General features: G+C 69.8%; 20 protein-coding genes. 6 read left to right on the plus strand and 14 right to left on the minus strand.

Annotated features, from left to right (window positions below; translation table 11 throughout):
* Positions 1–30: 30 nt before the first annotated feature.
* Positions 31–1077, minus strand: a complete 1047-nt coding sequence (locus tag DMH01_RS41210; RefSeq protein ID WP_125684745.1) for a ferritin-like protein — start codon at positions 1075–1077, stop codon at positions 31–33.
* Positions 1078–1232: 155 nt separating this feature from the next.
* Between DMH01_RS41210 and DMH01_RS41215 the strand changes: the two genes are divergently transcribed.
* From DMH01_RS41215 to DMH01_RS41230, 4 genes are all read left to right on the plus strand, one after another.
* Positions 1233–1991 carry an SDR family oxidoreductase gene (locus tag DMH01_RS41215; RefSeq protein ID WP_125684747.1) on the plus strand — a complete coding sequence of 253 codons (759 nt, stop codon included), beginning with the start codon at positions 1233–1235 and terminating at the stop codon, positions 1989–1991.
* Between the two features lie 2 nt (positions 1992–1993).
* Positions 1994–3718, plus strand: coding sequence for an FAD-dependent oxidoreductase (locus tag DMH01_RS41220; protein ID WP_233621872.1), 1725 nt, complete (start codon positions 1994–1996; stop codon positions 3716–3718).
* 99 nt (positions 3719–3817) lie between these two features.
* Positions 3818–4726, plus strand: a complete 909-nt coding sequence (locus tag DMH01_RS41225; RefSeq protein WP_233621873.1) for a sigma-70 family RNA polymerase sigma factor — start codon at positions 3818–3820, stop codon at positions 4724–4726.
* A gap of 16 nt (positions 4727–4742) precedes the next feature.
* Positions 4743–5096 carry a siderophore-interacting protein gene (locus DMH01_RS41230; protein ID WP_125684751.1) on the plus strand — a complete coding sequence of 118 codons (354 nt, stop codon included), beginning with the start codon at positions 4743–4745 and terminating at the stop codon, positions 5094–5096.
* Between the two features lie 39 nt (positions 5097–5135).
* Here the strand turns inward: DMH01_RS41230 and DMH01_RS41235 are convergent, their stop codons facing one another.
* The 4 genes from DMH01_RS41235 to DMH01_RS41250 form a co-directional block, all read right to left on the minus strand.
* The gene (locus DMH01_RS41235) at positions 5136–5504 is read right to left on the minus strand and encodes a cupin domain-containing protein (protein ID WP_125684753.1); all 369 of its coding nucleotides are present in this window, start codon (positions 5502–5504) and stop codon (positions 5136–5138) included.
* Positions 5505–5660: 156 nt separating this feature from the next.
* On the minus strand, positions 5661–6452 hold the full coding sequence (locus tag DMH01_RS41240) for a DUF4097 family beta strand repeat-containing protein (protein WP_125684755.1): 792 nt from the start codon (positions 6450–6452) through the stop codon (positions 5661–5663).
* Between the two features lie 10 nt (positions 6453–6462).
* Positions 6463–7104, minus strand: a complete 642-nt coding sequence (locus DMH01_RS41245; protein ID WP_125684757.1) for a response regulator transcription factor — start codon at positions 7102–7104, stop codon at positions 6463–6465.
* A complete protein-coding gene (locus DMH01_RS41250) occupies positions 7092–8369 on the minus strand; it encodes a sensor histidine kinase (RefSeq protein WP_125684759.1) in 1278 nt (425 codons plus the stop codon). Before DMH01_RS41250 ends, DMH01_RS41245 begins: the two co-directional genes overlap by 13 nt.
* A gap of 179 nt (positions 8370–8548) precedes the next feature.
* On the opposite strand from DMH01_RS41250, the gene DMH01_RS41255 reads away from it, so the two are divergent.
* The gene (locus DMH01_RS41255; RefSeq protein ID WP_199745822.1) at positions 8549–10708 is read left to right on the plus strand and encodes an MMPL family transporter; all 2160 of its coding nucleotides are present in this window, start codon (positions 8549–8551) and stop codon (positions 10706–10708) included.
* A gap of 110 nt (positions 10709–10818) precedes the next feature.
* On the opposite strand, the gene DMH01_RS41260 is transcribed toward DMH01_RS41255, so the two are convergent.
* The 8 genes from DMH01_RS41260 to DMH01_RS41295 all read right to left on the minus strand — a co-directional run bounded on the left by DMH01_RS41260 (position 10819) and on the right by DMH01_RS41295 (position 19679).
* On the minus strand, positions 10819–11073 hold the full coding sequence (locus DMH01_RS41260; protein WP_233621874.1) for a hypothetical protein: 255 nt from the start codon (positions 11071–11073) through the stop codon (positions 10819–10821).
* 146 nt (positions 11074–11219) lie between these two features.
* A complete protein-coding gene (locus DMH01_RS41265) occupies positions 11220–12443 on the minus strand; it encodes a glycoside hydrolase family 18 protein (protein WP_125684763.1) in 1224 nt (407 codons plus the stop codon).
* 12 nt (positions 12444–12455) lie between these two features.
* Complete coding sequence (locus tag DMH01_RS41270) at positions 12456–13457, minus strand: helix-turn-helix transcriptional regulator (RefSeq protein WP_199745823.1); 1002 nt, start codon at positions 13455–13457, stop codon at positions 12456–12458.
* Complete coding sequence (locus tag DMH01_RS41275) at positions 13447–14685, minus strand: MFS transporter (protein WP_125684767.1); 1239 nt, start codon at positions 14683–14685, stop codon at positions 13447–13449. The genes DMH01_RS41270 and DMH01_RS41275 overlap by 11 nt, the downstream gene beginning before the upstream one ends.
* Positions 14682–16403, minus strand: coding sequence for a condensation domain-containing protein (locus tag DMH01_RS41280; RefSeq protein WP_125684769.1), 1722 nt, complete (start codon positions 16401–16403; stop codon positions 14682–14684). Before DMH01_RS41280 ends, DMH01_RS41275 begins: the two co-directional genes overlap by 4 nt.
* The gene (locus DMH01_RS41285) at positions 16400–17194 is read right to left on the minus strand and encodes a protein phosphatase 2C domain-containing protein (protein ID WP_125684771.1); all 795 of its coding nucleotides are present in this window, start codon (positions 17192–17194) and stop codon (positions 16400–16402) included. Before DMH01_RS41285 ends, DMH01_RS41280 begins: the two co-directional genes overlap by 4 nt.
* Positions 17191–18894, minus strand: coding sequence for an NAD(P)-dependent oxidoreductase (locus DMH01_RS41290; protein WP_125684773.1), 1704 nt, complete (start codon positions 18892–18894; stop codon positions 17191–17193). The genes DMH01_RS41285 and DMH01_RS41290 overlap by 4 nt, the downstream gene beginning before the upstream one ends.
* Positions 18895–19079: 185 nt before the next feature.
* A complete protein-coding gene (locus DMH01_RS41295; protein WP_158633292.1) occupies positions 19080–19679 on the minus strand; it encodes a LuxR family transcriptional regulator in 600 nt (199 codons plus the stop codon).
* Positions 19680–19890: 211 nt separating this feature from the next.
* Between DMH01_RS41295 and DMH01_RS41300 the strand changes: the two genes are divergently transcribed.
* Positions 19891–23121, plus strand: a complete 3231-nt coding sequence (locus DMH01_RS41300) for a BTAD domain-containing putative transcriptional regulator (protein WP_125684777.1) — start codon at positions 19891–19893, stop codon at positions 23119–23121.
* 2 nt (positions 23122–23123) lie between these two features.
* On the opposite strand, the gene DMH01_RS41305 is transcribed toward DMH01_RS41300, so the two are convergent.
* A complete protein-coding gene (locus DMH01_RS41305; RefSeq protein WP_125684779.1) occupies positions 23124–23489 on the minus strand; it encodes a holo-ACP synthase in 366 nt (121 codons plus the stop codon).
* Positions 23490–23508 lie beyond the last annotated feature (19 nt).

Consider the following 23508-nt stretch of genomic DNA (forward strand, 5'->3'; position numbering starts at 1 on the left):
GATGTGCCGGCGAGCACGACGGCCCCTGCTTCAGTTCCGCAGCTCGGGTGGCACGTACTCGAAAGTCGGGCCCGCGGTCGTCTTCCCGTCACCGGTCGGCATCTTCATCAGCGCCAGCGCCTGCTTGCGCAGCCCGAACATCGTGCCGACGGCGTCCTGCAGTTCGCCCGGGCCGCCGTTGAAGGCCTCCTCCAGCTGGTAGAGGAGCAGGCTGTAGGTCTGGTTGAACTCCTCCTGCGCGACCCGGATCGCGCTGCCCTCCGGATAATCGGCGGTCCGCGGGTCGGGCCGCATCGGCAGCACGCCGTCGAAGTCGACCGCGATCTCCTCGCCGGTCGGCCCGGACTGCGGTGTGTCGCCGGTCCGGTACCGGCGGCCGAGCCGGAGCTCCTGGAACCGGTAGTAGTGCGCGACCTCTTCCCGCTCGGGGTGGAAGACGTCGCGATCGCCGTCCCACACGTCCGTGCGCGCGGCGCCTTCGCCCTGCTCGACGACCTCCGCCAACGCGGCCAGTGCCGACTTCAGGTCGTGGACCGGGATGACCTCGCCACCCCCGCCCCTGAGGTGGAGCTCGCCGATCTGCCGGGCCGGATCGCCGCTGAAGACCTGCTCCTCGCCCAGCTTGTCGCACAGCGTGCGGAAGCCGGCTTCGATGGCGGCGTAGAACTGCCCGATCGTCCGGTATTCGTCGGTTTGCGGCGGCGCGTCCGCCGCCGCGGGCTGCTCGATGCGCAGGAACAGCTCGAGGGCTTCGGGGCCGAACGGCGCGAGGTGGACGTGCACGGACCGGTCGCCGTGCGGCAGCGGATGCGGGTACGGCGGCAGCAGCTCCGGCGTGTCGAGCTTGGGCGCGCCGCCGACGGCGTTGAGCAGGTTCGCCGCCAGCGCCAGGTGGATCATCTCCTCGGCGAGGACCGTGCCGACGACTTGGGCGGCTTCGGCGTTGCGGGCCGGGTCCAACGAGTACAGCGCGCACAGGTACGGGGGGATCGTCGCGTGCTCGAGCTCGATCGCCCACTGCAGGTGGCCGCGGAGATCGTCGATCGTTTCGATGGCGTGGGCGCCACTGGTGTCCATGCGATACCTCTGTTCGTCGGATCACTGTCGCCAGGCAGGACAGGACGCCATCGCGGTTTGTGACATCCGGGCTGTCACAAACCGGGGGCCTGCCGTGTCCTGGTTGGAGAACGACGTTTCCCGGAACGGCCGGGACGCGGGACGGAAGGCAACTCATGAAGATCGTCGTGATCGGCGGCAGCGGGCTGATCGGTTCGAAACTCGTCCGGAAACTGGGAGAACACGGCCACGAAGCCGTCCCCGCGTCACCCGACTCGGGCGTGAACACGCTGACCGGGGAAGGGCTGGCCGAGGTACTGGACGGTGCGCAGGTCGTCGTCGACGTTTCGAACTCACCCTCGTTCGCCGACGACGCCGTGCTGGACTTCTTCCGCACCTCCACCGGAAACCTCCTCGCCGCCGGGGAGAAGGCCGGAGTGGGGCACCACGTGGCGTTGTCGGTGGTCGGCACCGAGCGGCTCGCCGAAAGCGGTTACTTCCGCGCGAAGATCGCGCAGGAGAAGCTCATCAAGGACGCGGGACTGCCGTACTCGATCGTGCACGCCACGCAGTTCTTCGAGTTCGTGGGCGGCATCGCCCAGTCGGCGACCGAGGGGAACACCGTGCGCCTGTCGGAGGCCCGCATCCAGCCCATGGCCGCCGAAGACGTGGCCGCCGCGGTCGGCCGGGTCGCCGTCGGCGCACCGCTGAACGGCACCGTCGAGGTGGCCGGTCCCGAGCAGTTCGGTCTCGACGAGCTGGTCCGCACCGGTCTGGCCTTCCGCGGTGACCCGCGTGAGGTCGTCGCCGACCCGCAAGCGCGCTACTTCGGTGCCCTGCTGGACAAGGACATGCTCCTGCCCGGTCCCGGCGCGCAGCTGTCCGCCACCCGGTTCGCCGACTGGCTGCCCCTGAACCCGGCACCGGCGAAGTGACCATGGCCGACCACCAGATCGCGACGTCCGTCCTCGTCATCGGGACCGGCGGGGGCGGCCTGCGCGCGGCGATCGAGCTGGCCGAACGTGGTGTCGACGTGCTCGCGGTCGGCAAGCGGGCGAAGTCGGACGCGCATACGACGCTCGCCGCCGGTGGCATCAACGCGGCGCTGGCCACGATGGACCCGGAAGACTCGTGGCAGCAGCACGCGGCGGACACGCTCAAGGAGAGCTACCTGCTGGCCGATCCCGAGACCGTGCGGATCGTGACCGAAAACGCCGCCCGTGGCATCGAAGACCTCGAACGCTACGGAATGCCCTTCGCGCGAGAGGAGGGCGGAAAGATCTCCCAGCGGTTCTTCGGCGCGCACACCTATCGCCGGACCGCGTTCGCCGGTGACTACACCGGACTGGAGATCCAGCGGACACTGGTCAACCGGGCCGCGCAGCTCGGCGTCCCGATCCTGGACACGATCTACGTCACGCGGATCCTGGTGCGGGACAACGTCGTCTTCGGCGCCTACGGGTTCGACCTCACGGACGGGACGAGGTACGTGATCCACGCCGACGCGGTGATCCTCGCCGCGGGCGGGCACACACGCATCTGGCGCCGCACTTCGTCCCGGCGGGACGAGAACACCGGTGATTCGTTCCGGCTCGCCGTGCTGGCCGGTGCGCGGATCCGGGACGCCGAGCTCGTGCAGTTCCATCCGTCCGGCCTCATCGCACCGGAGAACGCGGCGGGCACCCTCGTCTCCGAGGCGGCACGCGGTGAAGGCGGCATGTTGCGCAACGCGCTCGGCGAGCGGTTCATGGCCCGATACGACCCCGACCGGATGGAACTGTCCACTCGCGACAGAGTGGCGCTGGCGGCCTACACGGAGATCAAGGAGGGCCGGGGGACGCCGGGCGGCGGGGTGTGGCTCGACGTCTCGCATCTGCCCAGGGAGACGATCATGCGCCGGCTCCCGCGGGTCTACCAAACCCTGCTCGAACTCCAGATGCTGGACATCACCCGGGAACCGATCGAGATCGCGCCCACGGCGCACTACTCGATGGGCGGTGTCCGGGTACGGCCGGAGGACCACGGAACCGGCGTCGAGGGCCTGTACGCCCTCGGCGAGGCGGCGAGCGGCCTGCACGGCGCGAACCGGCTCGGCGGGAACTCCCTGATCGAGTTGCTGGTCTACGGGCGCATCGTCGGTGCGGCCGCCGCGAGCTACTCCCGTGACCTGGGAGCGCAACAGCGGTCGCCGTCGGCGATGGAGGAAGCCCGGGGCGAGGTCGACGAGCTGCTGGCCGCCGACGGCTCGGAGAACGTGCGCGCCCTGCAGCGGACGTTGCGCAACACCATGACGGAACACGCCGGTGTGGTCCGCGACGAGGCGGGCCTGCGTACCGGACTGGCCGAAGTGGACGAACTGGAGAACCGGATGCGGGATTTGGGCGTGCATCCCGACATCGCCGGTTTCCAGGACCTCGCGCACGCGTTCGACCTCAAGGCCGCGGCACTGGCCGCGCGCGCAACTCTCGACTCGGCACTGGAGCGCCGCGAGACACGGGGCTGCCACAACCGCGCGGACCATCCCGAACCCGACGAGTCGCTGCGCGTGAACCTCGTCTGGTCCGGCCCGGGACAGGTCGAACGCGAAGAGCTTCCCCCGATCCCGGACGAGATCGCCTCGCTCATGCGCGACGTCTCCACCGCGGGCAAGCTCGTCGAATGAACCCCAGGAGGGTCCCGGTCGTGCTGCCGGGACCCTCGCGGGCCGACCTCGTAGAGTGGTGGGGTCGGGGGCGTTCGCGAAGTGACGATGGGGCGTGGGGTGGCAGATTCCGGGCCGGGTACCGAACTCGGCGGCGTGGAAGATCTCGAGACGGCCACGGCCGTCTTCGCGCAGGTGCGGCCGCGCCTGTTCGGGATCGTCTACCGCATGCTCAGCAGCGTCACCGAGGCCGAAGACCTCGTGCAGGAGGTCTGGTTGCGCTGGCAGACCTATGACCGGTCCACAGTGGTCAATCCGGAGGCGTTCCTGGCCACGACCACCACCCGGCTGGCCATCAACGTCCTGCAGTCGGCGCGGAAGCGGCGCGAGACCTATATCGGGCCGTGGCTGCCCGAACCGGTCGACACCGGCGCGGACCCGTACCTGGGCGCCGAGCGCGGTGAGGCCCTGGAGTTCGCGGCGCTGCTGCTGATGGAGAAGCTCACCCCGAACGAACGCGCCGCCTACGTGCTGCGGGAAGCCTTCGACTACCCCTACACGCAGATCGCCGACATCCTGTCCTCGACCGAACCCGCGGTACGCCAGCTGGTCAGCCGGGCCCGCAAGCACATCGCGAGCGAACGGCGCACCCCGGCGACCGCGGCCCAGCAGCGCGAACTGCTGACCACGTTCCTCGCCGCCGCCCGCTCCGGCGATCTGACCGCGCTGGAGCGGCTCTTCACTCCGGACGTGACCAGCCTGTCCGACGGCAACGGCCGCAAGGGGATCGCCCGCACGCCGCTCGTCGGCGCGGCGCGGGTGGCGAAGTTCCTCCAGGCGATCTCCACCTGGTTCTGGGACGACGTCGAGGTGCGCTGGGCGGTCACGAACGGGCAGACCTCCGCCGTGCTGTGCCAGGACGGCGCCGTGTACGGCCTGCTCACCGTCAGCGCCACCACCGAAGGCATCGACCGGCTGCTGTGGCTCGTCAACCCCGAGAAGAACGGGGCAGTGTCCGTCACGGGCTGAGAAAGAACGGGGCCTTGTGCTCGATCGGCATGACCAGGTCATCCGCGGATTCGCCGAGGCCTGCCGTCGGGGAGACGTCACCGCGCTCGCGGCCGTCCTGGACGTCGACGCCGTCGCCACGTGCGACGGGGGAGGAGCCGCGCCCGCGCACGGTGCGGCAGAGGTCGCCCAGCTGGTCATGGCAGTGCTGTGCGGACGATCGGGTGCCGAGCTGACCGTCGAGTCCGTCAACGGCCGCGCCGGGCTGGCCCTGCGCCGTGCCTCCCGCGCCGTCGCGGTCGCCGCCGCCGAGACGGCCGGGTCCAAGGTCACCGCACTCTGGATCGTGCTCAACCCGGCGAAGCTGGGCGGCTGGCACCGTCGCCGTTGACCGGGCCCGCACCGCATTCGCCGTGCGGGCCCGGTCTGCTCACTTCCTCGACCATCCTTTCGCCCGGAGCTCTTCCTCGGACACGAGGTCCACCATCGGCTTGCCCGGTTCACAGAGCATGGTGACGGTGAAGCGCACCGGAATGTCGTCGCGGTTGTTGCCGTCCTGGTAGTGGATGACGTCGCCGCCCGGCTCCCAGAACGCCTCGCCCGCCCGGACGACGCGCGGCGGCTCGCCCTCGAGTTCGAAGACCATCTCGCCCTCCAGCACGTAGCCGAAGGCCGGTCCGGGGTGGCGGTGCGGCGGGGTGCCCGTGTCGCCCGGCGGGTACTCGATGACGATGGTCATCGCATGCGCCCCCTCCGGGATGAAGGGCGGTTTCGCCTCCTGCAGCACGGTCAATGACATCGGAAGACCTCCTCGTCGAACGGATGTATCCGTTAAGACCGGGCGGCCGGGCGATTTGTGACCGGTGGGCCCGGACTGATGTCCGAGGGGTGATTGGTCATTGTCCACACGCCTCCGGCCGAACCCGAGCGCGCTGAACGGACGGCGGGCCGGACTTCAGGAGTCGCCCACCGTCACATCCCCGGCCGAGGTGGAGGCTTCGATCCGGTGCGGACTCGCAGAGGCGTCCTGGACCTCCACGACACGTCTGCCCGCGTTCGTGTCGGCCCGCACCTGGTATCCGCGCGGGTTCGCGGGTACCAGGACGAGGACGTCACCCGCACCGCTGGTGGCCCGCACGAGGCTGGGAACGCCGCTGAGCCGAAGGTCCACCTTTCCGGCGCGGGTGCCGAGGTCGACGTCGGCCGAGGTGATTCCGGTGGCCGTGAGGTCGCCGTTGCCGTTGCGCGCGTACAGCTTGCCCTTGGTGTTCTCCAGCGTCGTGCGGCCTGCCTCGGTCTCTGCCTTGATGTCGCCGCTGAGGTCTCGTATGTCGAGGTTGCCCGCGTCGGTGTGGGCCTGCACGCTCACCGAGCGGGGTATCCGGATCGTGTAGTGCACCGAGCAGCCCAGTTTGCCGTCCGGGCACCGGACGGTGATCCGCAGTGTGTCGCCGGTCCACTCTTCGGTGTAGGCCGGTTTGTGCTCGGTCCATTCCAGCCGCCGATCCACGCCCACCTCACCGTCGGGGCCCGCGGAGACGGTGAGGTCACCCGCGGCGGAGCTGATCTCGATCCTGCCGATCGGTTGCCGGTAGACCTGCGACTGCGAATCGGTGTTGGGACGGCTCTCGCCGGACAACCACGACCAGACCGCCGCACAGGCGACGAGCAGGACGAGCGCGGTCACCAGCGCGCCGCCGGCGAACCAGGTCTTCCGGGGGTTTCGGTTCTCCGTCGCGGTGGACATCGAGTCCTCTCTAGCCGTTGAGAAAACGAAGGACCGCCAACACACGACGGTGGTCGGAGTCGACGGTGGCGAGGTCCAACTTGGTGAAGATGCTGTTCACGTGCTTGGCGACGGCGCTCTCGCTGACGACGAGCGCGGCCGCGATACCGGAGTTCGAGCGCCCTTCCGACATGATCGCCAGCACCTCGCGTTCCCGCGAGGTCAGCCGTTCGAGAGGACGCGGCCTGGTGCGCACCAGGATCTGCGCGACGACCTCGGGGTCGAGCGCGGTGCCGCCCGCGGCGACCCGGCGGAGCGCGTCGACGAACTCGACGACGTCGGCGATCCTGTCCTTGAGCAGGTACCCCACACCGCTGGTTTCCCTTGACAAAAGATCCGACGCGTAGCGCTCCTCGACGTACTGAGACAGCACGAGCACCGCGACATCCGGCCAACGTTCGCGGATCGTGAGCGTGGCCCGCAGGCCTTCCGAGGTGTACGTCGGCGGCATGCGCACGTCCGCGATGACCAGATCAGGCTCGTGCCGCTGGACGGCGTCGACGAGCTGCTCGCCATCGCCGACCGCCTCGACGACCTCGAATCCGTTGACGCCGAGCAGCCGTACGAGGCCTTCGCGGAGCAGGACCGAGTCCTCGGCGATCACGACGCGCATGGCAGTGTCACCACGAGTCGGGTCGGTCCACCTCGCGGACTGTCGATGGACATCTCTCCGTCGATCGAGCCGATCCGCTGTGCCAGGCCGCGCAAGCCGGTACCCCGGGCCGGGTCGGCGCCCCCTCTGCCGTCGTCGGACACGATGATCCTGAGCACCTCGTCAGTGGTCATTTCGACGACGATATCGACTTGCGCTGCGTGGGCGTGCTTGGCGGCGTTGGTGAGTGATTCGGAGACCACGAAGTACGCGATCGTCTCGACGGCGCGGGGCGGCCGTCGAGGCAGTTCGACGAGCAGCCTGACCGGCACCGGAGACCTGGCCGCGATTCCGGAGAGCGCCGCGTCGAGCCCTAGGTCGTCGAGCACCGCGGGGTGCAGGCCGCGCACCATGTCTCGCAACTCGGACAGCGCCAGCTTGGCTTCCTCGTGGGCTTGTTCGATCGCCTCACGAGCCTCCGGAGGTATCCCGGTCAGCGTGGTGCGGGCCATGCCGAGGTTCATCGCCAGTGACACGAGGCGTTGCTGCGTGCCGTCGTGCAGGTTCCGTTCGATACGGCGGCGCTCGGCATCGGCCGCGTCGATCATTTCGGTCCTGCTCGCGGAGAGGGTTTCGACCCGCTGTGCCAGCGTTTCGCTCCTGCTGGGTGCCAAGAGGGCTTTCACGAGGCCGACGTCGACCTTGACGGCGGCTTCGGCCACGGCGGGCGCCGCGAGAAGCAGGATAAGGCCGAGCGCGGTCAGCAAGGTGAACATCAGCGGCGAACGGTCGATTCGCGAGGTGTCCGGTAACAGCCAGCCGTGGAGCAGGATGGTGCTGAACAACGCGCCGAGCGTCCAGAAGCCGGAGACGAGGACCGCGCACGCGGTGCCGGTCACGCCGGCCAGCAGGTGGTACAGGACGTGTCGCCAGGTCTCTTTCGTGCGAGCTTCGGCCCAGAGTCCGCGCAGCCAGTCTTCCCGTGGCAACCGCGATCGCGGTGGGATCGAGATCCCGAGAAACCCCTGGAGCCGTGCACGCTGCCAGAAGGTGAAGACCCTGCTCAGCCAGAAAAGGGCCGCCATCAAGGGAATCACGAGCACGGCGGTGATCGCCAGCGAGGCCGTGAGTGCCAGCAGTGTCACCACGATCGTCGATGCCACCAGAGCGATCGGGAAACCTGCGAGTACGACTGTCGTGTCGCGCCACGCCCTTGGGGTCAAAGGCGCGCGAAGGAGACCGCCAAGCCGTCCACCCGCGGTTTCCGAACCGACATCCGTCGTCATGGGTCCAGCCTAAGGAGCACGCGCGACGGGCACCAGCAAGCAGGATTCCGTATTCGGCTGTACCCAGCACCACCCCTAAGTCGGGTGTGCGGGCTACCGATATCACACTTTTTTCCCGCGATGCTTTTCCCATGATTAGCCGACTTGGGAACTTCTGCTTTCGCAGACGATGGTGGGTCTTGACGGCGTGGGTGCTGGTCATGATCGCGGGTTCGTTCGCCATCGGTCCCGTGCTCGACGGCATGGGGGACACCAACAACATGAAGGGGACCGAGGCGAGCCACGCCCGCGATGCGATGAAGGAGGGCATCGACCGGGGGGTCGAGTTCATCGCGGTGGTCGACAACGTCGATCCACTGGTTCCCGCCACGGGAGAAGTCGTCAACCGGGCACTGAACGATGTCAAGGCGATTCCCGGCGTCAAGGAAGTGGCCGCCCCCCGTACGGCGACGGACAAACGGGCCGTGGCGATAACCGTCGTACTGGCGAAGGCGGAAAAGCAGGCGGTGCCCTTCCGCGAATCGACGAACCGGCTGAAACAACTGTCGAGCGAGCTGCCGGGCGCCACGGTACAAGTGGGTGGCGGTGAGTTGATCAGTCCGCAGGCGAACGACGCGGTCGATGAAGATCTCCAGCGGGCCGAGCTGTTCTCGCTCCCGCTCACGGCGATCGTGTTGCTCTTCGTGTTCGGTGGGGTCATCGCGGCCGGGCTCCCGATTCTCGCCGCGGTGGGCACGATGCTCGGGGCGTTCGCCAGTTTGCTGGGGTTTTCCGCGATCTTCGACCTCGATGCCAACGTCATCACCGTGATCACCCTGCTGGGACTCGGCCTCTCCATCGATTACGGACTGTTGCTGGTTGCCCGCTATCGGGAGGAACTGGCAGCCACGGATGACCGGGCGGCGGCCGTCGAGCGGGCGTGGCGCACGGCGGGCAGGACCATCGCGTTCAGCGCGCTGACCGTCGCGGCCGCGCTGACCGGCCTGGCCGTCTTCGACGTTCCACGCTTGCAGGCGATGGCGGCCGCCGGGATCTCCGTCGCCCTGGTCGCGATGCTGGCCGGCCTGACGCTGACCGCGGCGCTCATCGGCGTGCTCGGCAAGTGGGTCAAGCCGGGGAAGAAGGATCTGATGCGACAGGCCGCGTCGCGCGACGCGGCCGCAGGCGGTGCGAAGGCCGCCGCCGCGGTACTCGAGAAGGGGTTCTTCGCCAGGCTGGCCAAGGCCACCCAGCGCAGACCTTTGCTGGTGGTCTTGGGTTCACTGGTGGTGCTACTGGCGATCGCGGCACCGGTGCTGCACGTGAACGTCAAGGTCCCGCAGTTGGAAGGCCTCCCTCGGAGTATCGAATCGGTCAGGGTCGCCGATCAGCTCGACGCCCGGTTCGGGCAGACCAGCCTGGCGGCGGTGCGCGTGGTGGCCCGCGCCGATCCGGCGACGTTGGACGCCTACGCCGCCAAGTGGGCCTCGGATCCGGAAGTGCTCCGGGTCGAGAAGGCGAGGCCGGTGAACCCGACCGTGTCCGCCGTGGTCGTCGCCACCAAGGGAGACGGTCAGAGCAAAGGCGCTCAAGACCTGGTGAACCGGCTTCGAGCGGACCGGCCCGCCGGGATCGAGTCCTGGGTGGCCGGTGACGCGGCTCAGCTCATCGACCTGAACCAGCGGCTGGCGGACGGGCTGCCGCTCGGCATCGCCATCACCGCGCTGGCCATGATCCTGTTGCTCTTCCTGATGACCGGCTCGCTGGTCATTCCGTTGAAGGCCATCGCGATGAACGTGATCTCCCTCGGAGCCACGTTCGGGGTACTGGTCGCGGTGTTCCAGGACGGATTCCTGGCCGGTCCACTGGATACGTTGACCGTCGGCGGTCTGAGTCCCTACATGATCGTCGTGGTCTTCGCCTTCGCGTTCGGGCTCTCGATGGACTACGAGGTCTTCTTGCTCGGCCGGATCAAGGAGTATGTGGACGCGGAGGAGGACAGCGACACCGCGGTCCGGCACGGACTGCAGGACAGCGGCCGGATCATCACCTCGGCGGCCATGTTGATGCTGATCGTGTTCGCGTTCTTCGCCGCGGCCAAGGTCGGCCAGGTCGAGCAGATCGGTCTCGGACTGTTCGTCGCGGTGCTCGTCGACGCCACGATCGTCCGGTGCCTGCTGGTCCCCGCCACGATGACTCTGCTCGGCAGGGCCGCGTGGTGGGCACCGCGACCACTCAAGCGGCTGCACGACAGGATCGGCCTGCGGGAGACCGGCACCGTCGAAGGACGGGCGCAGGAACCATGGCGACCACGACATTCAGAGACTGGAAAGGCCCGGTCACAGACCGACGGGTTGTGAGCGGGTCCAGCGCGGCGACACCCTGGCACATCGTGTGTGTATCCCCGTGGACGAGAAATGCGCACAAACCGCTACGGACACGCCGGGGAGAAAGGTGCACGGCATGGTGCTCAATGCGGGAAGGGACGCCGCACTCTCCGCGGCACGGTCTCGCGGTGGTTCTCGATCGCCAGCGCCACGTCGAACATGGTTTCCGTGTCCCGCGACCGTTCCAGGTAGCCCACCGACGCGGCGATCGCGAGGAGATCGACTGCGAAGTACACGCCCATCAAGGGATTCACGAACAGCTCGCTGCCCGCGGTGCGTGAAGTGAACGCCACGTCACCGAATTCTCCGCGCAACGCCGCCGCGATCTGCCCGTTCACGATGCTCGGCCGCCACCGGCCCCGGCGATAAGGACGTTCGAGGCGGACTTCAACCGGGCGAACAGCGGTGGCTCCGACAGAGTGAACACTCCATGATTCTACGGAGGCCGGCGGTTCCCCACGTCGAGGAACCGCCGGTCGCTCCATCAGGGCCGGAGCCAGGGCCCGGTCATCGCGGCGAGAAGGCTGTGCTGCGGATCGTCGGCGCCCAGCTCCCACATCATCATTCCCGCCAGGCGGTGGCGTTTCGCGAACAGCGAGCGGTCCTGGATGGACCGCGGGTTCTCGTAGCTCACCCAGATCTTCTTCTCCGGGTTCCAGAGGTACGGCGAGCGCACGATCGGGTCCCAGCCCTTGCGGAATCCGGGGTCACCGGCCCATTCCGGGCCCATGAGGACCTTGTAGTCGAGGAACTGCATGGCCGTGTACGGCTGGTAGAGGCCGTCGTTGGCGGTCGAGGTGACGGTGAACGCCCGTCCGTAGAAAGGCACGCCGAGGACGATCTTCTCGCGCGGGACACCGTGGTCGGTCATGTACTTCAGCGCGCCGACGTTGTTGTTGTACTCGTCGTTCGGATCACCGGGCCGTTTGACCAGCGGGTCGTTGAAGCAGGAGAACTTCGAGTAGCCCGTGCAGAAGTCGTAGGTCATCAGGTTGAAGATGTCGACGAGCCTGCCGACTTCACGCAGGTCGAAACTGTTGGACGCGTCGTAGGGCGCGCCGCCGGTCCCGGTGCCGTCGTCCTGGACGCGGCCCGCGGGGATGTCCGCGGACAGCTTCATGGCGCGGGAAGGCCGGCCGTGGTCGCGGGCATAGCGCTGCAATTGTGCCCGGAATTCCTTGAGCAGCAAGGTGAAGTTCGCGCGGTCGGCGGGCGAGTTGCCGATACTGGGCAGGCCTCCGGAGACCGGGAACTCCCAGTCGACGTCGAATCCGTCGACCAGCCCGGGAGGGAACGCGCTCAGCCATTTGTCCACACAGGACTTGACGAAGGCGCGCCGGGATTCCGCGGTCGCGGCGCCCGCACCGAAACCCGGTGCGGCCCAGCCGCCGATGGAGATCAGCACGGTCAGGTCGGGGTGACCACGTTTCACCGCCGCGAGGCTTTCGATGTCCTTGCGCTGCTTGGCGTCCGGGGTGCTGCACCGGCCGCCCGCCGGTGAGGCGAACCAGTAGCTGATGGTGTTCAGCATTTCCCAGGGGACCTGGTCCGCGGGCGGCGTGCCACCCCAGAACGCCTCCAGGACCGGCCGATCCGGTGGCGGGGCGGCCTCGGTCTCCGGTGTCCCGGAAGCAGGCGAGGCGGGGAGCAGTGCCAGGACCGCGGCGAGGGACAGCCCGAGCCGCAAGGCCAGATTCTTCGGTCGCATGGAAGACCCTTCCTATCGGTGATGGGTTCGAGTGGTGGTGGCGACCAGGCCCGCCCGTGCGGCGGCGACGCCCGCCTGGAACCGGCTCTCCGCGGCGAGTTCCTGCATCATCGCCGCAATGTGCCTGCGCAACGTCCGTTCGGACAGACCGACCCGGCGCGCGATCACCTCGTCCTTGAGGCCGGCGGCGAGCAGGTCCAGCACCCGGGACTTGACGACGTCGAGGGTGCCCGCGTAGCCCGCCCGGCCGGGGTCGAAGTCGGTGCCGGATTCCCAGCCCCGGTCGTGCGTCCCGGCGAGGAACTGCGCGATCACCGGACCGTGCACCATCGCGACGGCCTGGTCGCCTTCGAGTCCGGCCCGGAGGAACGCGACCTCGCGGTCGAAGACGGCGAATCGGTCGAAGATCTCGTCCGAGGTCCGCACCCGGCCGCCGAGGGAGGCGACGTTGCACAGGAACGACCGGGTCGCCGCGTCCGCGCGGGCCGCGTGCGGGTACAGCACCCGCACGCGGATCCCGCGCCGCAACGCGTCCAGCACGAGCGGCCGCAGATGCCGTGCTTCGGGCGGCTCGTGCGCCACGCAGGACTGCATCATCAGCACTTCGGACTTGCAGCCGTTCGCCGTTTCGACGAGCCGCAACTCGGTTTCGCGCGGATCGTGCGAGACCTGGATCGGCGAGTGACGCGGTTTCGCCCGATTCGCGCGGCCGAAGGCGTCGGCGAACGAACGCAGTTGCCGCCGCCGGGCCAGCAGCAGGCTGCGCTGGTCGTGGATCGCCCGTTCCAGCGGCAGCAGCAGTTCGGTCCGCGCGCTGTCAGGATCGACCGCGACGACCTCGCCGTTCCGGGTCTCCCGGATCAGTCGCAGCCGCCGCAGGAGGCCGAACGTGCGGTCCACCTCGGCCGTCGGGACACCGAGCCGGGCCGCGATCTCCGCGGGCCCGTCGCCGTCGAGGATCCGTTCGTAGACCTCGACGGCGACCTCGTCGGCTTCGATCCGGTCACTGAGCACTTCGCAGATCCCTGATCGAGCGGACCGCGAGCAGCAGCCCGGTACAGAGGAGCCCGAGCACGGTCGCGAGGATCATCAGCGGCCGTGCGCCGAACAGGCTCGCCATCGGCCCGGCGAGCGACCTGCCCAGCACCAACGCGAGCAGCGACCCCGAGACGTCGTAGGCGTAGACCCGGTTCAGGAGTTCCGCGGGAATCTGGGTCTGGACGGTGGTGGACCACAGGACGCCCCAGTAGGCGAGGCCGAAACCGGCCAGTGCCCAGCCGACGATGAGCAAGGCGACCGGAAGTCCCACCGCGGGCGTGATCGGGTACAGCGCGAACAACGCCCAGCCGATCGCGCCGGACAGCAGCGGACGGCTCGGGCGGACGCGCATGGCGATCGCGCCGCCCGCGACCCCGCCCGCGCCGAAGGCGGCCATCCCGATGCCCAGCGCGGTCGAACCGTAGTCCGAGACGACCAGGTCCGCGCCGACCGGCAGGGACACGCCCGCCACGAAACAGCCGTACACCAGGTGGATCGCGATCACGCCCCAGAGCCAGCCACGGGCGGCGAACTCCCGCCAGCCCTCGACCAGCTGACGCCAGAACGACGGTTCACTGTCCTCAGTGGACTTCACCGGCTTGAGCCGCAGGGCGAACAGGCAGATGGCGCTGATCCCGTACGTCGCGGCATAGATCCCGAACACGGTCCCGGTTCCGGCGACGGCGACCAGCACACCGGCGAGCGCCGGGCCGAGGACGCCGGAGATCGCCTCGGAAATCCGCAAGATGCCGTTCGCGCCCTGGACGTCCTCCGCGACCTGCGGGACCATGCTCGCCACACCGGGCTGGAACAACGCGGTGGCGGCGCCGCTGAGGAACTGCAGGACGACGATCGTCGGCAGTGACGGCGTTCCGACGGCGAAGGCGACCGCCATCCCGCCCTGGACGACCAGCCGGACGAGGTCCGCGATGATCATCATCCGGCGCGGCGTGAACCGGTCCGCGAGCACGCCGCCGAACAGCATGAACAGCGCGAGCGCGCCCATCCACGCGCCGAGGGCGTAGCCGACGCCGTCGATCCCGTGACCCGCCGCCAGCACGGCGATCGAGAGCGCGACGGGCAGCATCGCGTCGCCCAGCATCGACCCGCTGCGCGCGGTGAGGTAGAGCTTGAAGTTGCCGGACCAGAGCCGTCCGGCGGCCGGTTTTCCTTCACCGGTCAGGGTTTCCGTGTCGTGACTCATACCGGCAGCTCCCGCCCGCTCGCGGAGTCGATGGCCGTGGCCGCCCAGGCGCCCGGATCCAGCGGGTCGGCGGGCGGCTCGGCGCAGATCACGTAGTGGTGCGGTGCCAGGGCGGTCGGCCGCCCCGGCAGCGCGGCCAGCACTTCGGCGTGCAGGTCCGCGGGCGTCGCCGGGCCGGTCAGGTGACACACCAGCCGGTGACCCAGGACGTCGTCGGGCTCCGCGGTCACCAGATGCGGCCGGTCACCGAGGACGTCGGAGACCAGTTCCCGGACGGCGTCCAGCTCGACCCAGCACGAATCCGAGAGGTACCAGCCTTCCCCTCGTTCGATGGGGGCGAGCGTGGTGAGCGAATGCAGTTCCTTCACCGGAAGATCCGCCTCGGCCGCCGCCCGCAGCAACGCCAGGAGGCCGCGGCCGAACTCGGTCACCTCGGCGGTGTCGAGGCAACCGGGGTCGACCCACAGCGTCAGATCCAGTTCCGTGTCGAGGCGGTACAGGCAGCCGAAGAAACGGGTCGGGATGTCCTCCTGCGGCAGCAATTCCAGCGTGCCACCGATTTCGGGGTCGTCTTCGACGTCCGGTCCACCCGGCAGCCACACCGACGGCAGCCTGCTGTACGCGGCGCGAGGCGGCTCGCCGACCGCGGTGTCGCCCAGCGCGCTCATGTCGTTGAACACGAGATCCCTGGCGAAGGAGAAGCCCCGTTCGTGGGTGACGCGGGTGATCACTTCCCAGATGGCGTCGGCTTCGAACCAGCTGTGCCGGTACGCGGGCACGGAAGCGGCGCGGACGGCGTGGACCAGTTCGTCGAACGTCTCCGGGATGGTGACCGGGAGCAGCGCGTCCTGCGCCATCGAACCGAAGAAGCGGCGCAACTGCTTGAGCACCCGGTTGCCGGACAAGGACGTCGTTACGCAGGCGGATTGCGCGGTCCAGTGCGCGATCAGCGCGTTGAGCGCGGCGAGGGCGATGGCGGAGGGGCTCGCGCTGGTCCGCTCGGCGATCGCCGCGATATGGCCCATCGCGGCCCGTGAACGGACTCGCAGCCCGGGCCGGAGGAAGCCGGTTCCGGTGGCGGGCACGGGGAACATCGCCTGCGGAACCGTGCGCAGCTTGCTTTCCCAGTACCGCGTCGCCGCCTGTCCCAGCCGCTGCACCGCGGGCGTCTTCTCGAGTTCGACGACGTCGAGAGGCTGTGGCGAGTCGTCCACGGGCAGCTCGCGCCCCGCGGCCAGCTCGGTCCATTCGCCGAGGAGGAGTTCGCAGGTGGCGACGTCCATCGCGGCGTGGCTCACCACCCAGACGAGCCGGCGCGGGACGGCGTTCTCGGTCACCACGGCGAGCCGCAGCGGCAGCTCCGCGGTCAGATCGAAGACCCGGGACCGCAGGGCGCGCGCGGTGCCCTCGGCCGTCTGGAGTACGTCGCCGCCGCTCTCGACGACCTCGACGTCCACCTCGCCTTCCGCGAGCACGTGCTGGAGCGTCCGGTCGCCGAACGAGTACGTCGTCCGCAGCGACTCGTGGCGTTCGAGCAGCACCCGGATCCAGGCGGCGACCCGGTCCAGCGGCGCGCCGGGCACGTCGAACACCATCGCGAGGTTGAGCCGCGTCGGATCGTCGTCGAGGGTGATGGCGCGGACGATGTTCGCGTGGCCGAACGCCAGCGGACCGGAGCGAGCCGTCTTGCCGGTGAAACGGACCTGGAACCGGGTCATTTCGTCACCTCGTGGGTCGGGCGGGTCAGGGGAGCGGTGGTGGTCTCGAACCGGCAGAAGGCGACTGACGCGTCGTCGTGGTGTTTCCCGGCGAAGTGGCCCGGCGCGGTACGGAGTTCGGCGCGGCGGGTCTCGCCGACGACGGCGGCCGGGCCGTCGAACTCGGCGACGTCGAGCAGCTGGTGCCAGGTCCACCCGTAGCGTTCGACGAGCCGGTACGCGCCGTCGGTGAGGAGGGCGGCGCGCCGCAGCCGCGAGAGTTCCACGGTGCCGGTGTGCGCCTGGTCGGCGGCGGCCGGATCACTGCCCGCGACCCAGAACCCGCCGGGCGCGTTGCGCAAGGGCCGGACCTCCTGCCAGGACAGGTGCAGCAGCCGGTCGATCCGGTCGTCGATGACGGCCTCGACGGTGCCGTCGAGCCGTTCGAGCACCACCGCCGAATCGCTGAGCACCAGGTAGTCGGCGAGTCCGTCCCGTTCGCGCAGGATCGCCACGGTCGCGGTCGGGCCGCAGGGGTTGCCGAGATCGCAGGTGCCGGAGTGGGCGTCGCGCACCGACTCGATGGCCGCGCGGAGGACGGCGCGCAGGTCTTCGGCGGGACGTTCGACGAGGAGCCGGTCCAGCGCGGTGCCGAGCCTCGCCACCAGCCAGCGGACGTCGTGCACGCAGCCGGTCTCCGCGCCCGGTTCCGCCGTCGCACCGTCGATGACCAGCGCGTGATACCGGCCCGACAGCACCAGATCCTCGTTGACCACGCCGTCACCCGGCTGGGAGAGACGATCGACTTTCATGCTTCTTCCTTTTCGTAGGCGAGCCACTGGGCCAGTGCGCGGATGCCTTGATCGAGTTCCGTCGCCGGTTCGTCGGCGACCAGGGGAGGGGCGGACGGGCCGTGCGGCGACGCCGGCCAGCTGACCGGGACCCGCCGGACGGTCCGCGCGACCGCGTCGGCCAGTTCCTGACTGGTCAGCGGGGACGGCGACGCGACGGTCCGCCGCGGCACGGGCTGGTGCAGGAGGTGGTGCACGGCGAGCGCGATGTCCCGGATGTAGGCGGGCCAGTGGGTCGCCCGCGCCGGGACGTCGGCCTGGATCGGTTGTGCCAGCAGGGCTTGCCGGGTGAACGTCTCCAGGACGGAATAGCCCTCGATCCCGGGCCCGTACGGCGAACCGGTCCGCAGGACGCTGGTGCCCGGCGTGGCGGCGGGGACGGGTGCGCCGGGAGGACAGACCTGGACCACCTGCCGCGCCGTCACGGGCGGGAGGGTGGAACCGGGTTCGGCGACGTGGACCACGGCGTCGGCGTCCGGCCCGTCGTTTCCGTCCAGGACCTCGTATCCGCGATCGGCCAGATGGCGCGCGATCTCCCGGCCGAGCGGGCGGTGGGTGGTGGTGACGAGGACGCGTTCCCGCCGGCGCGCGGGCGACCGCCGTGCCCGGGCACCGGCTTCGTGGCCGAGACGGGCCAATTCGGACAGAGCGGGCCGCAGCGTCCGGAGCGTGGAGGCGCCGACGGTGGTGCACACACCGCCCGCGCCGATCGTGCCCAGCGCGAGGGAGCCGACCCGGTCGAGCCGGCGGCCGGTCCCGAGCGCGCCGAGGAGGTAGGCCGTGGTCCAGAGGCCTTCGACGGCTTCTTCGTCGAGATGCCGTTCCAGATCGGCGAGCGCGCCGAACACCGACCCGGTGACTTCGAGCCGTTGCTTCTGGCAGGCGTCGAAATCCAGTCCCGCCCGGCCGAAGTACCGCTCGGCGTCGATGGTCGTCCGTCTTCCGCCGTCACGGACGACGCACTGGGCGATCCCGTGTTTGAAGAACGGGATGACGTCGGGATCGAGCGGGCCCGCGCCGAGCGACCAGTCGTCGCCGGGCGGGACGGCGAAACACGCCGACCGCCGCGAGCCGTGGGAGTCGTTGCGGAGGACGCTGGGTTCGTCCGCGTGCTCGACGAGATTCGGCGCGACCAGGAGCACCGGTACCCCGGCCGCGCGCAGGTACCGGGACATGACGACGTCGTCGGGCCAGGTCGAGCCGTGCGCTTCGGCGAAATCCGCGAAACCGGCCGCGATCCCCGCGGGCAGGGCCAGCGCGACGGTCGGGGTGTACTCGTGGGTCGCGGTGACCCATCTCGCCCCGGCCAGCGCGGCGAGCCGCACGGCGGCGCCGTTGCGGGAGTTCCAGTTGGTGTAGAAGGCGATCGCGGCGTCGGGCGCGGCCGCGACGGCGGCCAGGGCGTGGTCGAAGAAGCCGTCGGCGGGAACGGCGTCGTCCTGGAGGACCAGGTGGTGGGTCGTGCCTTCGGCGATCGCGGACCAGGCCCGGATCGCGGTGCGCAGGGCGGTCGGCGGTCCGGCCGGCTCCGGATCGGCGATCGGTCGCAGCGCCCCGGCGGGCGCGGCGGCCAGCAGACGGCCGGTGAGTCCCGGCCGTCGCGGATGGGTCATGACGGCACCGGTGAGCACTATGTCGTGGCAGGGAGTCGGAGTGGTCACGTTGCTGTCCAATCAGGACGTGAATTCGAGACGATCCAGAACGGAATCTAGGTCGGTCCCGGCAGGTGCCACCAGAATTTGGCCGAAAGCGGACTCTGCGGCCGGCGAAAGAGCCGTCGATCGGCGACGCCGGAAATGATCAATCCACAATGGACGGAGAATGCGGCCGGAACCGGACAGCCGCTTCAGCCGAGCGCGTCGGCGGGAAGCCACCCGCATTCCGCCGCCCGGAATCCGAGTTCGAACCGGCTCCTCGCGCCGACGCGGGCCATGAGGACGTTCACGTACCGCCGAACGGTCCTCGCGGATACGCCCAGCCGGTTCGCGACCGCTTCATCGGTCATTCCGTCGACGAGGCAGCGCAGGATCGCCTGTTCGAACTCGTCCGGCCGAGCGGACGTCATCTCCCAGGGCGTGGCCTCCTCCCAGCGAGGGTCGAAGGCGTCGGCGAGGGCGGTGATCAACGTCGGCGTGGTCACCATGAGCAAGCTTCTGGCGTCGTCGCCACCCGAAGGGACCAGCGCCACTCTGCGGTCTATCAAAAGGGATTCTTCGATCGCCCGATCGGTCACCTTGACCCGGAGCCCGTGCCGCACCGCCTCGATGATCTCTCCGCGCGTGTGTTCCGCCGGTGTCGTGCACAGCAGCCGCACCCGGACGTGCGGCGGGAAGGCGCCGCGGCGCGCGGCCTCGGTGACGGTCCCGCCGAACCACGGCGAACCGCCTGTCGCGGTGGTCAGCACTTCCCGTCTTGCGGTGGAAACCAGATCGAGTACAGTCGACAAGCTCGTTCCATCGGCCGGGTTCGGAGCGGATGACGCAGACACTGACCTTGCCCCCAGGCGTGTTCGTCCTACACGATCGCACTTTGTTTTCCCGCCAGCTGAATTCTTGTTCCGAAGCATGCGGAGAGCCGGTATATATTTGGTATGGACCACTAATCCGGGAAGGTCGCGAGCACTTCGCGATTATTCCGGCGAGATGAGTGGGGGGTAGATGGAGTTCACGATTCTCGGTCCGCTCGGTGTCCGCGACGGAAATGCCGAACTCGATCTGGGCGCGCCGAAAGTCCGCCGTCTGCTGGCGCTGCTGCTCCATCGCGCGGGCGAGGTGGTCCCGGTGAGTGCGCTGGTGGACGGCCTGTGGGCGGGCCGCCCGCCGCGCACCGCGGCGAAGAACCTCCAGCTCTACGTCCTCCAGCTCCGCCGCGCGCTGGCGGATCCGGATCGCGTGGTGCACCGCAGCCCCGGCTATCTGCTGGTGGTGAATCCCGGCGAACTGGACGTGCGGCGGTTCGAGGACCTCGCCGACCAGGCGCGCACGGCACACGAGCGGCGGAACGCGGTCGTCGCCGGAAGTCTCGCGCGGCAGGCGCTCGCGGTCTGGCAGGGCCCTCCGTTCAGCGGGCTGGCCGACAGCAGCGCCGCCCTCCAGGTCGAGGCGGACCGGCTGCAGGAACGGCGGCTGGTTCTGCTGGGACAGCGCATCGACGCGGATCTGGCGCTCGGCAGACACGCGGACGTCGTCGCCGAACTCACCGAGCTGGTCTCGGAACATCCGTTGCGGGAACATTTCCAGGCTCAGCTCATGCTCGCGCTCTACCGGTCGCGGCGCCAGGCCGAGGCGCTCAAGGTCTACCGCCGGGCACGCGCCCTGCTCACCGGCGAGCTCGGTCTCGAACCGGGTGCGGAGCTGACCGGCCTCGCCCAGGCCATCCTGCGCACCGATCCGGCACTGGACCTGCCTGCCCCCGAACAGCCGGTTTCCGCCGGGCCGAGGCAGCTGCCCGCCGCGGTGCCGACGTTCACCGGCCGCGCCGCGCAGCTGCGCCGGATCGACGCCCTGGTCGCCGGCGGCGCACCGGTGGTGGTCGTCAGCGGTACCGCGGGGGTGGGCAAGACCGCGCTGGCACTGCAATGGGCGCACGGCGCGCTCGACCGGTTCCCCGACGGCCAGCTCTACCTGAATCTGCACGGCTACGCGCGGTCGGCCACGGTGACCGCGGCCGAAGCGCTGGTCCGGCTCGTGCGCTCGCTGGGCGTCCCGCCCGACCGGATACCGGTGGACATCGACGAACTGGCCGCGCTCTACCGGTCCGAGCTCGCGGGCAAACGGATGCTCGTGGTGCTCGACAACGCGGGCACGGCCGAGCAGGTGCGGCCGCTGCTGCCCGGCCGTCCCGGCAGCCTCGTCGTGGTGACCTGCAGGCAGGAACTGCCCGGGCTCGTCGTCCTGCACGACGCCGGTGCCGTCCGGCTCGACCTGCTGACCGAAGAGGACGGGCTCAAGCTGCTCGCCAGAATCGTCGGCGCGCAGCGGGTCAAGGAGGAACGCCGGGCGGCGGCGACGCTGGTCCGGTTGTGCGCCGGGCTGCCGCTGGCGTTGCGGATCGCGGCCGCGGACATCGGCATCGGCCGGGAGCGGCCGATCGGCGCCGTGGTCGACGGATTGCTGCGGGCCGACCGGCTGGACCGGCTCGGAGTCGACGGCGACCCGTCGACCGCGGTCCGCGCCGCGTTCGCGCTCTCGTACCGGCGGCTCGGTCCGGCCGCCCGGGGCCTGTTCCGGTTGCTCGGCGTGGTCCAGGTGCCGGATTTCACCACGCGGTCCATAGCCGTGCTCGCCGGGCAGGTCCCCGAGAGCACGTCCCAGGCTCTCGCCGAACTGGAGCGCGCACATCTCGTCGCGCGGGACGTCGACGGCCGGTACCAGTGCCACGACCTGCTTCGGCTGTACGCGACCGAACGCGCGCGGGCCGAGGACGGCGCGACCGAACGCGACGCGGCCAGGCTCCGGCTGTTCGGCTGGTATCTCGCGACGGCGACCGTCGCGGTCACGCGGATCACGCCGCAGATCCTCCGGCTTCGTGAAGGAGCCGAATTCGGCGAGACCGATGTCGTCTTCGATGACGACGCCGAGGCGCTGGAGTGGCTCGAAGCGGAACGCGCCGACCTCGTGGCCATCGTCCACGACGCCACCGCGCGGGGCCCGCGCCGGGTCGTCTGGCTACTGGCGGACGCCCTTCGCGGCTTCTTCTGGCTCAGAAGGCATTCCGTGGACTGGGTCGCCGTCGCGAAGGCCGGGCTGGCCGCGGCGGTCGCGGACGGTGAGCCGCGCGGCCGGATCGCCGCCCAGCAAAGCCTCGCGCAGGTGTATCGCGGGCTGGGCGACTACGCGGCCGCCGTCGGGTACTACACCAGGGCGCTGGAGCTGGCGACCACCGAACGGTGGCCGGAGGCGGAAGCCGCCGCGCGCGGCAATCTCGCCGGAGTCCACTGGGAACTCGGCGCGCTCGACGAGGCTGTCGCCGAACTCGACCGCGCGATCGAACTGAACAGCCGGATGGGCTGGGAAGCGGGACTTTCGGCCAACCTGCACAACATCGGGACCCTGCTGCGGGAGCTGGGCAAGCCGCAGGAAGCCATCCGACGGCTGGCCCAGGCCCTTTCCCTCATCGAACGCGCCGGCAATCGCGACGGCGCCGCGCACGTCTACACCACGCTCGGCGAGGTCTATCTCGACCTCGGCAGGCTGACCGATGCGCGCGAGTCGCTGTCGAAGGGTGTTTCCCTGCACCGGGAGAACGGCGCTCGTTACGGCGAGACGACCGCGCTCTGCTCACTGGCGGCGGTGTGCGCCGAGACCGGGGAATTCGCCGAAGCGGCCGAGCACGCCGAGGCGATGCTGGAACTGGCCCGGGAGACAGGTGATCGCCGGGCGGAGGCGAACGCGCTCGCGGCGCTGGCCGAACTCGGTGGCCGGGCGGAGTTGTCCGTGGCTCCCGAGGTCCTGGCCGGGCAGGCGGTCGAACTCGCCCACGACATCCACTACACCCGCGCGGAGATCGTCAGCCTGCTGGCGCTGGCCGAGGTGAATCGTCGCGGCGGGCGGCTCGACGCCGCCGTCACGCATGCGGGCGCGGCCGCGGAACTGGCCGCACGGCGGGACTTCCGGCTCCTCGCGGCCCGGGCACAGACGGTGCTGGCCACCACCCGGCGGGACCGCGGCGACCGGAAACAGGCCGCCGAATGCGCCGAGCGGGCGCTGATACTGCATCGTGGCACGGGCAACCGGATCGGCGAGGGGCACGCGCTCGCCGTCCTCGGCGAAGTCACCGTGAAACGGGATCCCGGTGCCGGGCAAGGACTTCTGCGGAAGGCGCACGACATCCTCGCCGACTGCGGTTCGGTCGAACGGTTCCGGGTGGCCAACCTGCTCGCGACCTGAGGTCAGGCCGTCCCCAGCGCGACCGCGATCACGAGCCCCCGTTCACAGGAAATGGAGACGTCGACCCGCTCGATGCCCAGCGCGCGGGCACGTTCGGACGCCGCGCCGCGCAACTCCACCGACGTCGCGCCCGCTCCGGACCGCCGGATCACGATCTGGGCCGGCGGAACCGAACCGGACAGGCAGGTCCTGAGCACCTTCAGCACCGCCTCCTTCGCGGCGAACCGGCAAGCGAGACAGACGCTGCCCGCCGTCGCGAGGTCGTCAATTTCCTCCTGGGAGAACAGGAACTTAAGGAACCAGCCGCGGCGCGCGAGCAGATCGAGTTCGGCCACGCGCAGCGCGTCCACTCCGACGAGCGTGGTCATACGTCCCCGGTTCCTTCGC

Origin of the sequence: Amycolatopsis sp. WAC 04182, from assembly GCF_003947465.1 — a bacterium.
In the GTDB taxonomy this organism is placed as follows: domain Bacteria; phylum Actinomycetota; class Actinomycetes; order Mycobacteriales; family Pseudonocardiaceae; genus Amycolatopsis.

Bases quoted from the DNA above. Each gene is read 5' to 3' on its own strand.
- DMH01_RS41210 (WP_125684745.1), bottom strand. From the start codon at position 1,077: ATGGACACCAGTGGCGCCCACGCCATCGAAACGATCGACGATCTCCGC.
- DMH01_RS41215 (WP_125684747.1), top strand. From the start codon at position 1,233: ATGAAGATCGTCGTGATCGGCGGCAGCGGGCTGATCGGTTCGAAACTC.
- DMH01_RS41220 (WP_233621872.1), top strand. From the start codon at position 1,994: ATGGCCGACCACCAGATCGCGACGTCCGTCCTCGTCATCGGGACCGGC.
- DMH01_RS41235 (WP_125684753.1), bottom strand. From the start codon at position 5,504: ATGTCATTGACCGTGCTGCAGGAGGCGAAACCGCCCTTCATCCCGGAG.
- DMH01_RS41240 (WP_125684755.1), bottom strand. From the start codon at position 6,452: ATGTCCACCGCGACGGAGAACCGAAACCCCCGGAAGACCTGGTTCGCC.
- DMH01_RS41245 (WP_125684757.1), bottom strand. From the start codon at position 7,104: ATGCGCGTCGTGATCGCCGAGGACTCGGTCCTGCTCCGCGAAGGCCTC.
- DMH01_RS41250 (WP_125684759.1), bottom strand. From the start codon at position 8,369: ATGACGACGGATGTCGGTTCGGAAACCGCGGGTGGACGGCTTGGCGGT.
- DMH01_RS41265 (WP_125684763.1), bottom strand. From the start codon at position 12,443: ATGCGACCGAAGAATCTGGCCTTGCGGCTCGGGCTGTCCCTCGCCGCG.
- DMH01_RS41275 (WP_125684767.1), bottom strand. From the start codon at position 14,685: ATGAGTCACGACACGGAAACCCTGACCGGTGAAGGAAAACCGGCCGCC.
- DMH01_RS41280 (WP_125684769.1), bottom strand. From the start codon at position 16,403: ATGACCCGGTTCCAGGTCCGTTTCACCGGCAAGACGGCTCGCTCCGGT.
- DMH01_RS41285 (WP_125684771.1), bottom strand. From the start codon at position 17,194: ATGAAAGTCGATCGTCTCTCCCAGCCGGGTGACGGCGTGGTCAACGAG.
- DMH01_RS41300 (WP_125684777.1), top strand. From the start codon at position 19,891: ATGGAGTTCACGATTCTCGGTCCGCTCGGTGTCCGCGACGGAAATGCC.
- DMH01_RS41305 (WP_125684779.1), bottom strand. From the start codon at position 23,489: ATGACCACGCTCGTCGGAGTGGACGCGCTGCGCGTGGCCGAACTCGAT.